Here is a 14,261-nt window from a genome sequence, read left to right as displayed (position 1 = left end):
ACTGGCTTTTAAAGTGGCGGGGATTTGGCTGAAGGTGCGGGAAGAGGGGGAGGATGAAGGTAACAAAGGCTCGCTGGCGATTGTGCGCATCGAGAACGCCCTCTACGGGGCTTTTGTGGTGATCCTCTTTTGTTGTGTGCCGTTGATGGAAGTGAGTGTCAGTACCCTGCAATTTGATACCAGCCGGGCCAAAACCTGCGGCAGCTGGACACCGGTGAAGCCGGAGGCGTCCGGTTACAGCGGTGTGGTGTCATCACTGGATAATCAGACAGCCAAAATCCCGCTGTGGTGGATGCTGGTGCATAAGTTGTCGAAAGGGGTGACACAGGCGGCGGTGGCCAGTATTCCGTGCCGGCCGGATTTGCGTCAGGTGCGTTTTGAGGTGCAGCACAGCAATATCAAAAATCCGGCACTGGCTGCCGCACTTCAGGATTTTACCGATGATTGTTATTCACGTGCGCTGTATGACTGGAAAGCGAAAGATCAGGGAAAAACGCAGGATGAGAAAACGTTGCAGGATATTACCTGGATAGGTTCGGTGACGTTTATGAAAGGGGAATATCATCAGATCCAGTCCCGGACACCACGGGCGGGCTTTCCCTGGGATGCAGGGCGGGATGACGGGTATGCGAATGTCAACGGCAACGGTTACCCGACCTGTTATCAGTGGTGGAATGATGCGAATGCGGGCTTACTGAAACTTGTCAAAGAGCAGACCGATGAAGGGATGTGGCTGCGTGCCCGGGCAGCGATGAAGCTGATTAATAAAAACTCGAAAGAGTTTGAGGAGGCCATTGTCCGCCGGCTGGTGAGTCCGACGAATCTGGATGTTTCCGGCGGTCGGGTGTACCGGGGATACGGGGGAAATGCGGATATGACGGTGATGAATGAGCTGGCCAGAATGGGAGGGGTAGCCGGCACTTCGCTGGCGTCACTGGGGGCATTCCCTGCCTTTGATTCGATGCGTCAGTCCTTACCGATGGTGCAGGGGCTGATATTAATGGCGGTGTATATCATGATCCCGATGATACTGCTGTTTTCGGCGTATGAATTTAAGACGGCGATAACGGTGACGTTTGTGATATTTGCGCTGAACTTTCTGACCTTCTGGTGGGAGCTGGCACGCTGGATAGACAGCTGGATGATGGAGGCACTGTATAATTCCGATACGCACAGCCAGTGGAATATGAACGGGATCCAGAACACGTCTGATGATGTCATTATGAATCTGGTGATGGGGACGATGTTTTTGGTGTTGCCGGCGTTGTGGATGGGCGCATTAAGTTGGGCGGGCATTAATTTAGGAAGTGCTATAAGTAATAGTATGAAATCAGGTACGGATAAAGCAACACAAGCAGGAGAAAAGGGAGGGGAAGTTGCTAAAAAGGCTGGAGCTACTTTTATGGAGGGAGTAAATGGAAAAGGACTAAAATAATTAATGCTGTTGGGGGATAATTATGTTTAGTTATCCCCCCATGTTCCATGAGACTCTCCATATGGAGCACCATCATCTATTGAGTTAACGTTATCGTATGTTCTTTCAACAAGAGGATCATCATTAAAGAGAGAGTTCTCTGGAGTATCTAATATACCAGATGTATCATCATACTTGACATGTAATAATAGGTATAAGCAGAATATAATAAATAATAAAGGAAGATTAAATACAGCGCTCAAAATCAGAATGGTAATGATAATGATTTTTGGCAAATGACCTAACCAGCCAGGAAGACCTTTTTCTTTTGCTTTTTCTGTGCAGTAGCGATCCAGTTTTTTAACGCCACGTATTCCCCATTTGGTTCCATGAGCAAGTTTGATGCCCCAACGTTCTCCCCGGGAAATAGTTATTTTATCACTCATTTTTCCCTCCGGTCAGTAATCAGTGAGTCTGAGTTGTCTCATACCTGTTGTTTGTCTTTAGTACAATTTTAGGTTGATTTTTAATCGTTGTCTACATCTGGTGAGTTATGCACATATCCACGGTCAGCAAGCCAGTGAAACCCGATGCCAACAAGCAATCGGGTAAACGGAAGCGTACAGGGCATATGCCCTGGTGATGGCGGTGGATATGTGTATAACTCTTTTAATCTTGATAACACATTTGTTTTGTAAGTGGGTTTTATCCCTGATATGAACATATTGGGTATTTATCTGATTTAGCGTTATACTGACAGAGAGTTTAAATAACATTATGTTTATTAAAAATATTTGAGGGCAGGGATATGCATGATGATGTAATTAATGGTGTCCTTGATTGGGTTGAGGATAATATAAATATGCCTATCTCTCAGACTGATGTTGTTAAAAAATCAGGGTATAGTCAAAGATACTTTCAGGATATCTTTTTAGAAAAAACAAAATTAAGTATTGCTAAGTATATTCTGGCAAGAAAATTGTCCTTATCCTCCGTATTACTTCGCTTAACAAATCTGTCTGTTTTTGAAATATCAACTATTTATTCATTTAATTCTCAGCAAAGTTTTTCGCGAGCATTTAAACGGTATTTTAAAATTACACCGAATTTATTCAGGAAACGTGATTTTTGGGATTTCAGATATTATTTTCCTCAGCACCGGTTTTTGAATTTTAAAGATATAAAACACAGATCTGTTTCTTTATATTCTGAATGTTACACAGACAATAAACTCGGTGAAAGTAAATCATTTTATATCACTATTCCTTTTGAGTTTAAATCTAATTATAGTGTTGAAGGTCTTGCTTTTAAAAATAAAAGTCAAATTAATCATATTAAGGGTATGGTAAAAGCATCAAGTGATTATTTGAGTGTTTCTTATGATTTTTGTGCGGATGAAAAAACAAAAAATAAAATAAAGGTGAACTATGTTATAAAGCAGATAAATGGGGATGGTTTTATTTTAAATGAAAAAGGTTCAAAGTATTATATGTTTTCATTTGTCGGGAGTTGGTCGGAGTATGCTATTTTATCTAATGTTATATACACAAGGGAATTACCCCGATTAAATCTTAAAAGACGATTAGGATTTGATATTGAGATATTTTATTCTTCTGGTCATCATACTGATGATATTTGTTCATTATATTATTTTATACCGGTGTGTTAAGTTTTTTATTTTTGTCAATGAGCTAATTCAGAGCTAAGCTTGTTTTGAAAATTCTTTTTTTCAGTTAGCAAGTGATATTAGTAATATTAAGGTTTGTTTTAATCAGGTATTATGATTTTCTCTTCTTTATCCGTCATCATACGTTAGCATTTATGTAAAGTGAATAAATGATTAATACGTTAATGTATTCCATCATTTATTTTATGTAACATGGTTTTCTATATCATTAGTATACTCAACAACGAGTTAGACAATATCCTGTTTACGATTTGTTAAATGGTTCATAGTTAAATTTGTTATAATCCGGGTAAAATTTCTGTGGAAAGAATACCGGGTTGCTTCTGTTTATATTGTATATCCGGAAAGTTCACGGATAAGCTGTTAGTATCAGAAGTGATCTGTTTTATGACAAGCGAATCCTGCCCGGTCAGAGACGAAAAAAGATTATATATATTTATACTGGTTTTCCTCACCCTCGCATCCATTGTGTTATCCGAAGCCATTTCCGGTGGGATGTCATCATGGATCATGAGCATACATAGACTGGCTGATATTTGATTAATCACCAAAAATCGTTAGGTTTTTGTTTCCGGCATCCTCAATCGACATTTTCTTTTAATTAACTGTTTGTTTTTTCTGATTTGGACTGCATGCATCCAGTTTTTTTATCTGTTTTTCTTTATTTTTACATCAATTTACACAGAAAAAATTTGTGCATAAAAAATGACCCAGATTAATATTCTGATTTGATGTTGCATTTCAGATCTTTGCTTTGCAATAGTTCATTAACTCGATCTTTTATCCTGAAATTTGATCTAAGGCACGTTTTGCCAAATTTACTTTCATTAATGTAACGAAACGTAAATTCCAAGATTGATTTGTGATGCTATCTTTTTTATCCCCGTTACAGCGGTTATGTTTTTTCCCGTTTCTCTCTCTGGCGATGAGTGCGGTATCTTTCTCTTTATCAGCCAAAGAGACTCCATCTCCGTTATTCCGGTCCGGTGAACAGCCTTTTATTCATCAGGAACAACAGCAACAGTCACGTGAAGCATCGCTGATGCCGAAAGCGCCGGATATACGCTTATCCCCGCCGTCTTCTGTCTTCTCCCGGCTTATTTTTCCGGCAGAGTCACCGTGTTTTCAGATCACACAGGTTGTAACCGACGGGAGCGGGGCGCTTCCTCACTGGATCCCGGTACAGCGTATTGTCGATCAGGCAAAAGGGCAGTGCCTGGGGCGTGACGGAATTAATCTTCTGATGAGTGCATTACAGAACCGTCTGATTGGACACGGGTATATCACAACCCGTGTACTGGCACCGTCTCAGGATCTTAAAACCGGTACGCTTCGACTGCTGATTGTGCCGGGAACGGTCAGGGATATTTATCTGAATACAGGCAGTGATGACTATATCCGGCTGTATAGTGCGTTCCCGGCCCGTAAGGGGGAATTACTGGATTTACGGGACATTGAACAGGGGCTGGAAAACCTTCAGCGCCTTCCCACGGTCAGTGCACGGATGGTCCTGAAACCCGGTGACAGGCCCGGACAGAGTGATATTGTGATTGAACGCTCGCAATCCCGTTACTGGCGTACCGGTGCCTGGGTGGATGATTCCGGCACGGAAAGCACGGGGCGATATCAGGGCGGAATAATGCTGGCGCTGGATAATCCGTTGTCCTTCAGCGATTTGTTTTATGTCACTGCAAGCCGGGATCTGGGATTTGGCGGGCGTCATAAAAGCACCCACAGTTATTCCGCACATTATTCGGTTCCTCTGGGATACTGGCTGGCCGGCATAAATCTCAACGATTACCGTTATTATCAGACCGTGGCCGGAAAATATACCGACATTCATTACAGTGGTAAAAGCCGTTCCCTGAATCTGCAACTGAGCCGTGTGTTACATCGTGGTGCCAGTTCCCGTACGACGGCCAGTTATGACGTTCTTCTGCGTGAGACCCATAATTTTATTGATGATACGGAAATTACTGCCCAGAAACGCCGGACCAGTGCATGGCGTATCGGGTTATCCCACCGTCATTATATCGGGGCAGCCACCCTGGATGCCGGGGTGAGTTATCAGCGGGGTACCCGCTGGTTTGGTGCCCTGCCGGCCCCGGAAGAAGCCTGGGATGATTATGGCGGCGTTACCGCCTTATCAAAAATTCTGAGCTGGAATGCCTCACTGACCGCACCGTTTTCTCTGGGGGAACAGTCTTTCAGCTGGAATACCACCTGGCGCAGGCAAATGAGCGCCACCCCTCTGACCCCGCAGGACGAATTTTCCATCGGCAACCGCTGGAGCGTGCGTGGTTTTGACGGCGAACGTACGCTCAGTGCCTCAAATGGCTGGCTGGTACAGAACACGTTCTCCTGGCAGACACCTCTGCCTTTGCAGGAGCTCTATCTCGGGGCCGATTACGGTGAGGTCAGCGGTAACAGCACCACTCAGAGTGATTTAACCGGACAACATCTGGCGGGGTCAGTGCTGGGGATCCGTGGCGCATTCGGGAATACCGGCGTGAGTTATGACGCTTCAGTGGGGATCCCCCTCTCAAAACCGGCCGGATTTAAAACAGACCCTGTGGTCACCACGTTCAGTGTGAACTGGAACTGGCAGTGAAACAGGCAGGGATAATTCATTTATAGATAAACAGCCACGACATCCGCTGATGTCTGTGTGGTGGCTCCAGATTCAGGGATTTCGTATGAACAGCCTTTTTTACCGGATTGTCTTTAATAAAGCCCGTGGCATGCTGATGGTTGTGGCTGACATTGCCCGGCGCGGACGGGGCGGAAATACACGTCGCGGACGTTGTGCTCCGGCAGGGATTATTGCCTCCCTGTCCCCGGTTTGTTTTGCCATCTGGCTGGCTGCCGGTTTGTGCTCGTTTCCTGCTTACTCCGCTATTGTCGCTGACCGTAATGCGCCGGGAAACCAGCAGGCGACGGTGATTTCCACGGCAAACGGGTTGCCGCAGGTGAATATTCAGACGCCCGGTCCGGAAGGGGTTTCACGTAACCAGTATACACAGTTTGATGTGGACAGCCGGGGAGCCATTTTAAATAACAGTCACAGTAATACACAGACCCGTCTGGCCGGCAATATTACCGGTAATCCCTGGCTGGCAAAGGGTGAGGCCAGGATCATTCTTAATGAAGTCAACAGCCGTGATCCCAGCCGGCTGAATGGTTTTATTGAGGTTGCCGGACGTCGTGCGGAAGTGGTGATCGCTAATCCGTCCGGTATTACCTGCAATGGCTGTGGTTTTATCAATGCTGAAAGAACGACCCTGGCCGCCGGGAAAGCGCTGATGGACGGCGGCAGACTGAAAGGTTTCGATGTTGACAAAGGACGGCTCAGTATTGAAGGGCGCGGACTGCTGGCGGAGGACAGTGACTACACTGCGCTGATTGCCCGGGCGGTGAATGTGAACGCCCGGATGCAGGTCGGCGGTGAACTGCGGATCACCACCGGTCATAACGAAACCGATCTCCGGGGTAATATCACCCGGATTAAGCCCGGTGAGGATGCCGGGCAGCCGGCGTTTGCGCTGGATGTGTCGGCGCTGGGCGGAATGTATGCCGGTAAAATTATTATGGAAGGCACCGAAAAAGGCGTGGGCGTACGCAATGCCGGAGAGCTGGGGGCGATGGCCGGCACATTGTCACTCCGTGCTGACGGTCAACTGGTGAACAGCGGTGTACTGGCCGGACAGGGGGATCTGAGCGTCGCCGCGAAAGGTGACCTGGGTAATACCGGCAGCCTGACGGCCGGCGGAGACGTTGAACTGACGGCGCCGGGAACACTGAGTAATGAGGGGATTATCCGGGGCGGACAGGATGTCAGGCTGACCGCGGCGGGTATTTACAGTTCGGAAAAAAGTACGCTTCTGGCCGGTGCGCCGGCAGCCACAACTGACAGAACAAAAGGCGATTTAGTTCTGACATCGGGCGGGGAACTGAAAGCCCGGGGGCAGAATAAAGCCGCCGGTAAGATCGTTGCCTCCGGAACCGGCGTGGATGTCAGCGGCAGCCGGACAGAGGCAAAAGCCGTCACACTGACAGCGACGGAACGTGAGATCAGCACTGCCGGTGCGGTATTACGCGGGCAGGATACTGTCAGTCTGCGGGCAGCAACCGGCATCGATAATACCGCCGGCCGGGTTTCCGGAGGGAGACTAACTATACATTCCCCGGAAATCACGAATACCGGCGGCCTTCTGAACCAGGAAGGTACACAGGATCTGCTGCTCAGCCAGCATACCCTCCGTAACAACGGGGGAAGTATCACCAGTGCCGGACGAATTCATCTGAAAGCGGATGTGCTGGACAACCGCTCTGGTACGCTTGCGGCTGCCGGACGGGATTTGAGCATCGAAACCGGCGATCTGGATAACCGTCAGGGCAAGGTGCAGCTTTCCGGTGCAGGTGTGTTATCCCTTCAGACAAATGTACTTCAGGGACAGCAGGGCGCGTTGCTGTCATCCGGTGATTTCCGGCTGAAAGCCGGGCAGGCGGATTTATCCGGTGGCTATACGCAGGCCGGAAAAATCACCGCAGAAGCCGGGATACTGACGAATGACGATGCCGTGTTGTCTGCCCGCGGACAGGAAGGGATGCAACTGACGGTCTCCGGAACGCTGAGTAACCGGAACGGCCGGGCGGAAAGTGCCGGGGACATCACGCTGAGCAGTGCGAAACTGGACAATTCTGCCGGGACACTGCTTGCCGCTGATAAAGGGAGTTTATCCCTGACCACACCGGGTGAGGTGCTGAATGATAAAGGGCGTCTGATTGCCGGGCGGCATATCCTGCTGGATACGGCAGCGCTGACCAGCCGGGGAGGGCTGATTTCAGCCACCGGCGGCAACATGACACTGAACAGCCGTCAGGCGGTTATTAATGAACAGGGGCGGATGGAGGCCCTTAACAGGCTGACACTGAATGCAGCCGGATTACATAATCATAACGGTACCATCACCGGACAGGATGTCACCGTCGGTACCGGTGCGGCAAAACTTCACAACGCCGGGGGAAATATTGCGGCCCGGGATACGCTGGCGCTCAATACAGGAGAAACGGATAACACCGGGGGACTGATTCAGGCCGGGAAAAGCCTGGTTATTGACACAAATAACCGGCAGCTGAGTAACCGTGAAGGCGGGCAGATACTGGCCGGTGCACTGACGTTATCGGCAGGGAATACGGATAATCAGGCGGGGGTTATTGCCTCATCCGGTGATGCACAGTTGCAGACCGCTGATCTGAACAGTGACAGCGGAAAAATACTCAGTCAGGGCGATTTGACACTGAATACTGCGGTGCTCCGCAATCAGCACGGGCTGTTGCAGGCAGACGGGGCTTTAACGCTGGATACCCATGGAAACGGGTTAATCAGTACAGACAGCGGTGAACAGGGCGGTATTATTGCCGGCGGGGATCTTTCACTCAGAACCGGCCGCCTGGAGGCGGCACAGGGTGTGATACAGGGCCGCAATATCACGCTGGACACGCAGGGACAGGCGCTGGATCACCGTGGCGGGTATCTGGCGGCCCGGGAGAGTGTCAGACTGGATACCGGCGAAACGGATAACAGCGGTGGTCTTTTACGGGCCGGCACATCGCTGATACTGGACACTCATGACCGTAAACTGGTTAATCAGCAGAGCGGAGAGCAGGGCGGGATTGTTGCTGGTGATCGTCTGACGCTTGAAGTGAATGGTCTGGATAACCATGACGGCGTCATTGTCAGCGGCGGTGACGGCGTGATGACCACCGGTCTGCTGGATAATACGCAGGGACAGCTTGTCAGCGCATCCGGTTCGCTGTCTCTGACGACAGGAGAAGTCAATAACCGGCAGGGGCTGATCCAGGCCGGGAAACAGCTGTTACTGGATACCCGGGGACAGACACTGGTTAATCGTGACAGTGGGGAGCACGGGGGGATCCGGGCGCAGGGCGATCTGTCCCTTCTCAGTGGCAGACTGGATAATCACCAGGGGATTGTGAGTGCCGGCGGACAGGCCGGGCTGAAAACCGTAATGTCAGATAACACTGCCGGGCTGATCACTGCCCTGCGGGGGCTGGCAATCACCGGCGGGCAACTGGACAATACCGCCGGCAGTATTCTCTCCGGCGCCGGACTGACGATTGACACACAGGGAAACCGCCTGATTAACCGTGATACGGTTTCCCGTGGCGGTATCTCTGCTGCCGGTGAGGCGATTATTACGACCGGGGAGACGGATAACCGGAGCGGACGTATCGTGTCTGACGGGAATGCCGTGTTGCATACCGGCAACCTGAAAAACAGCCTCGGCCTGATAGCGGGGAATGGCGGGCTGTCAGTGAACAGCGGTGAGACCGATAACACCGGGGGACGCCTTCAGTCTGCCGGCGATCTTCTGATTAACACCGGTACGGCTGCCTTCGTCAATACCGGCGGAAGGATAGCCGGTGACCATCATACTGCTGTCACGACCTCTCAGCTTACTAACCGGGAGGGAACGGTTCAGGCCGGAGAAAGACTGACTCTGTCAGTGGGTCAGGCACTGGATAACGGAAAAGGGGCATTGTTATCCGGCGGCCGGCTGGCATTGTCGGCTTACCGTCTGGATAACCGGCAGGGGCAGGTGATTGCTGACGGTGACAGTCAGCTGAATGTACAGACGGTACTGAATAATGAAAGCGGGCTTGTGCACTCAGCCGGTTCGCTTGATATTGTGGCTTCTGACATCAATAACCGGCATACCGGACAGAGCGGTAAGGGGCTGGAGTCAGGGAAACTCACGCTTGCCGCCGATATTCTGGATAACGCGGAAGGGGCAGTGCGCGGTGTCAGCCATCTGACCGTCCGGGTCACCCGGGTACTGGATAATCTGCGGGGACTGCTTTCCTCACAGAAAACGCTCTCTGTTCAGGGACAGGCGCTGACGGTGAACAACCGTGAAGGGATGCTGATAGCCGATGACAGTGCGGATATTTCTGCGCTGGCAGTGAGTGGTGACGGACAGATTTTGTCCCGGGATCGCCTGACGGTTCATGTGGCCGACGATTTCCTTAATACCGGCTCGGTTAAAGCGAACGGTGATCTGACGCTGCTGACCGACCGCCGGCTGATTAATGACGGGGTGATTGCCGGACAGCAGGGGCTGGAGATCCGTGCGGATAATCTGGTCAATACTGTTCAGGGGGATATCACGGCGAAAGAAACGCATCTGAACGTGGCCGGCACACTGGAGAATCGCGGGCTGATTGACGGTGAACTGACACACCTGACGACCGGTGTGCTGAACAACACCGGCAGCGGGCGGATTTTTGGTGATCATCTCGCTGTCGAAGCCGGCGTTCTGAATAATGACCGGGAGGGTGACAAAGCCCCGGTAATCGCATCCCGTGATCGTCTGGATATTGCGGCCGGAACGGTTAATAACCGTGGGCATGCACTTATCACCAGCCTCGGTAATATGGTTTTTGGCCGTCATCTGGATAACGATTATCGTGCAACCGGCCGGGGCGATGTCCTGAATAATGACGGTGCATTTATTGAGGCCGGCAGCGATGCATTTATCGGCATGCAGACGGTGAATAATACCAACCGGAAACTGGAAACACATACGGTCCTGGTGGAGAAAAGTCAGCATCATGAAGGTGTTCTTAACGGCAGTACCACCCGTTATGACTGGGCAGATGTTGATCTCAGTAAGAAGAATAAATATGGCGTCCATACAGCAAGAATGCCGGATGGCAGCGAAAATGATCGTTTTTATGAATATAACTATACCCGGACCGTCACGGAGACACAGATAGCGTCCACTGACCCGGGGAAAATACTGGCGGGAGGGAATATCCGGTTTGATACCGCCCGTCTGTTTAATCATGACAGCCAGATTGTTGCCGGCGGTAGCCTGGACGGGCATATCGGCACCCTGGATAACCGGGCGACGCAGGGTGAGCGGGTGACCACGGATGAAGGATGGCAGAGACGGTGGTGGCCGAAGAAAAAGAAAAGACCGGTTGGCGGAACCAAAACATCACAGGGAAAAGAAACGGGTGATTACCGTCCGGCCCCGGTAACGGAAACCATTGATCTGAAAAGCCTGACCTGGCAGGGACACGCTGTGGTACCGGACAAAACCTGGCGCGGGAGTGAACGGCAGGTGTCTGCGGTGAATGAAAGTGCAGAGGGCGCAGGAAGTCATTCCGTGGCCGGAGCGGACAGCCGGGTGAATATCAGTACCGGTCAGGCCGGTATGGTCTCAACGGATATTCCCGGCGTGGTGCATGATCGTCCGTTACTGTTACCTCCCGGACATACGTTCAGCCTGACGCTGAAACCGGAAACCGGGAGCGGGCAGCAGATCACTCCGGTGATCCGCACGGTCAGTCCTGATGTCCGTTTACCGGATAACAGCCTGTTTACCCTGCACCCCGGCACGGACAGCCACTACCTGGTGGAAACGGATCCCCGTTTTGTGAATAAAAAACAGTGGTTGTCCAGTGACTACATGCAGAATGCCTTTACGGCCTCCCACGATAATGTGCATAAACGTCTTGGTGACGGGTATTATGAGCAGAGACTGGTTCGTGATCAGTTGATCCAGCTGACCGGGGGGCGTTATACCGGTAATCAGAGTAATGATGAAGCCCAGTACCGTATGCTGATGAATAACGGTATTGCCTTCGGTAAACAGTATCAGCTGATCCCCGGTGTGGCGCTGACGCCGGAGCAGATGGCGTTGCTGACGTCCGATATTGTCTGGCTGGTTGACATCCCGGTCACGCTGAGTGACGGCAGCATACAACAGGTTCGTGTTCCCCAGGTCTATGCGAAGCTCAGGGAAGGGGATTTAGGTGGTGACGGTGCCCTGCTCGGCGGACAGAATGTCCTGCTGAGTGCAGAACAGGATATTACCGGCAGCGGCAATATCGTGGGACGGGATGTGACACAACTGAGTGCACGGACGCTGATCAACAGCGGCAGCATCAGTGGTAACCGGGTCAGTCTGCTGGCCGGTGAAGATATCCTGAATACCGGCGGGCAGATACTGGGCGGCAAAGCCGTGTCACTGCTGGCCGGCAGAAATATTACCAGCGAAACCACCACCCGCAGTGACGGTGTGAACCGCTGGGTTGATCGCCGGGCCGGTATTTATTCGGAGGGGGCAGATGGTCATCTGACACTGCGTGCGCTGAACAATATCACCCTGACCGGCAGCGATATCCGGCATGCCGGAGAGAACGGGAAGACGTCACTGACAGCAGGTCATGACCTGCATCTTAATACGGTCAGTACAGTCCGTTCTCAGGAAAGTGACTGGGGTAAAGATAACTGGCGCCGGGAGTATATACAGACGGAAAGTGGCAGTCGTATTCATACGGCCGGAGATTTGGTGTTGTCTGCCGGGCGGGATATTTCGGCCACTGCCGCTGATGTTACCACCGATGCCGCGCTGACTGCACAGGCCGGACGGGATTTACGGCTGAACGCCGGTAACAGCGTGACGGATCTGGCGGAGCACAGTAAAGAAAGCAGTCGCGGGCTGTTATCGGGGCATTCATCTGAGCGTCATGATGAGGTCCATACGCGTCAGGCCGTCAGTACTGAACTGTCCGGAGAGACAGTTCATCTTCAGTCCGGGCGGGATATCAGTGTGTCAGGCAGCAATGTGGTCAGCAGCGGAAATCTGGCGTTGCAGGCCGGACGGGGGCTGGATATTACCACCGCAACGGAATTACGGGATGAGACTCACCGGCGTGAAGAGAAGAAATCCGGCCTGATGAGTAGTGGCGGTATTGGTTTTACCGTGGGTAAACAGTCACTGAAGCAAAGCACGGACAGCGACAGCCGGCTGAATAAAGGCAGTACGCTGGGCAGTACGGACGGAAACGTTGTGATGACGGCCGGCGGGGATATAAAGGTACACGGCAGTGATGTGGTGGCGAAAAAGGATATCAGCCTGACCGGTCAGTCTGTTGCGGTAACCGCAGCGGAAAACACACGCACGGAACTGACAAAAACCGAACAGAAGCAGAGTGGTTTTACGCTTGCCCTGAGCGGTACTGCCGGTGCAGCACTGAATACCGCAGTACAGACGGCCGGAGATGCAAAAGAAACGGATAACAGCCGCATTAAAGCCCTTCAGTCTATTAAAGCCGGGTTATCCGGTGTTCAGGGGGCTGAAGCCGCGCGTCTTGCTGAGACACAGGGGGATGCGGGTTCTGCCTTCGGAATTAATCTCTCTTATGGCAGCCAGTCTTCTGAATCAGAAACCGAAACCCGTCAGTCCACGGCGCAGGGCAGCAGTATCAGTGCCGGGCAAAACCTGACAGTGAATGCCGGCGGTAAAACGGCAGGCAGCGGCAACATTGATGTCACCGGGAGTGAGTTACAGGCCGGTGGTCACGCCACACTCAACGCTCAGAATGATATCACGCTGACATCCGCGCAGAACACCCGGACGGTGGACGGCAAAAACAGCAGTAAAGGTGGTTCCGTTGGTGTCGGTGTGACTTTCGGGTCAAATGGTGCGGGTTTCAATGTGAATGCCAGTGTGAACAGAGGTAAAGGATTTGAGAAAGGCAACAGTCAGTATGCCACTGACAGCACGGTAAATGCAGGCAAAACCCTGACCCTCAGCAGCGGCCATGACACCACCCTGAAAGGTGCTCAGGTTCAGGGGAATAAAGTCATTGCGAATGTCGGCAATAATCTGACACTGCAAAGTGAGCAGGCCACTGATAATTATGACTCAAAACAAACGAGCTTAAGTGCGGGTGGTAGCGTCGGTTTCGGCAATGGTTCTCTGAACATTTCTGCCAGCCGGGATAAGATGCACAGTGAATACCGTTCAGTACAAAACCAGACGGGGATTTTTGCCGGTAAAGAGGGGTTTGACATTACGGTCGGGAAGCACACCCAACTGGATGGTGCGGTTATCGCATCAGAAGGAAATGCGGAGAAAAACCGCCTTGACACGGGGACACTGGGCTTTAAGAATATTGAGAATAAAGCAGAATACCGGGTGGAACACCAGGGCGGTAGCCTGAGCACCGGTGGCGGTGTGGGAGATAAGCTGATATCCAATATGGGCAGTGCGCTGGCCATGGGGGGGAATAAAAAGGAAAGCAGCCATAACACCACGCATGCAGCAGTCTCTGACGGTAAAT

6 protein-coding genes are annotated in these 14,261 nt (G+C 51.2%); 4 read left to right on the top strand and 2 right to left on the bottom strand.

Annotated features, from left to right (window positions below):
• On the top strand, positions 1-1,435 hold a 1,435-nt coding region (locus PR833_RS19770), incomplete at its 5' end, for a conjugal transfer protein TraG N-terminal domain-containing protein (protein WP_272526455.1).
• Positions 1,436-1,461: 26 nt separating this feature from the next.
• On the opposite strand, the gene PR833_RS19765 is transcribed toward PR833_RS19770, so the two are convergent.
• Positions 1,462-1,860, bottom strand: a complete 399-nt coding sequence (locus PR833_RS19765; protein ID WP_216684216.1) for a DUF3742 domain-containing protein — start codon at positions 1,858-1,860, stop codon at positions 1,462-1,464.
• Positions 1,861-2,222: 362 nt separating this feature from the next.
• Here PR833_RS19765 and PR833_RS19760 point away from each other — a divergent pair, with 362 nt between their 5' ends.
• The gene (locus PR833_RS19760) at positions 2,223-3,083 is read left to right on the top strand and encodes a helix-turn-helix domain-containing protein (RefSeq protein WP_216684217.1); all 861 of its coding nucleotides are present in this window, start codon (positions 2,223-2,225) and stop codon (positions 3,081-3,083) included.
• A 798-nt stretch (positions 3,084-3,881) separates the two neighbouring features.
• On the opposite strand, the gene PR833_RS19755 is transcribed toward PR833_RS19760, so the two are convergent.
• Complete coding sequence (locus PR833_RS19755; RefSeq protein WP_248129434.1) at positions 3,882-4,058, bottom strand: hypothetical protein; 177 nt, start codon at positions 4,056-4,058, stop codon at positions 3,882-3,884.
• On the opposite strand from PR833_RS19755, the gene PR833_RS19750 reads away from it, so the two are divergent.
• Positions 4,027-5,712, top strand: coding sequence for a ShlB/FhaC/HecB family hemolysin secretion/activation protein (locus tag PR833_RS19750; protein ID WP_248129435.1), 1,686 nt, complete (start codon positions 4,027-4,029; stop codon positions 5,710-5,712). The two genes, PR833_RS19755 and PR833_RS19750, sit on opposite strands and share 32 nt — an antisense overlap.
• 85 nt (positions 5,713-5,797) lie before the next feature.
• A partial coding sequence (locus PR833_RS19745) for a hemagglutinin repeat-containing protein (protein ID WP_272526454.1) occupies positions 5,798-14,261 on the top strand: 8,464 nt, incomplete at its 3' end.

This window comes from Providencia sp. PROV189, assembly GCF_028480065.1.
GTDB classification, from domain to species: Bacteria; Pseudomonadota; Gammaproteobacteria; order Enterobacterales; family Enterobacteriaceae; genus Providencia; species Providencia stuartii.
The sequence above is the reverse complement of the archived record's forward strand: the minus strand, read 5'-3'. Positions and strand labels throughout refer to the sequence as shown.

What these genes read in the sequence shown, in the direction of transcription:
- PR833_RS19765 (WP_216684216.1), bottom strand. Translation starts at nt 1,860, where the DNA reads ATGAGTGATAAAATAACTATTTCCCGGGGAGAACGTTGGGGCATCAAA.
- PR833_RS19760 (WP_216684217.1), top strand. Translation starts at nt 2,223, where the DNA reads ATGCATGATGATGTAATTAATGGTGTCCTTGATTGGGTTGAGGATAAT.
- PR833_RS19750 (WP_248129435.1), top strand. Translation starts at nt 4,027, where the DNA reads ATGAGTGCGGTATCTTTCTCTTTATCAGCCAAAGAGACTCCATCTCCG.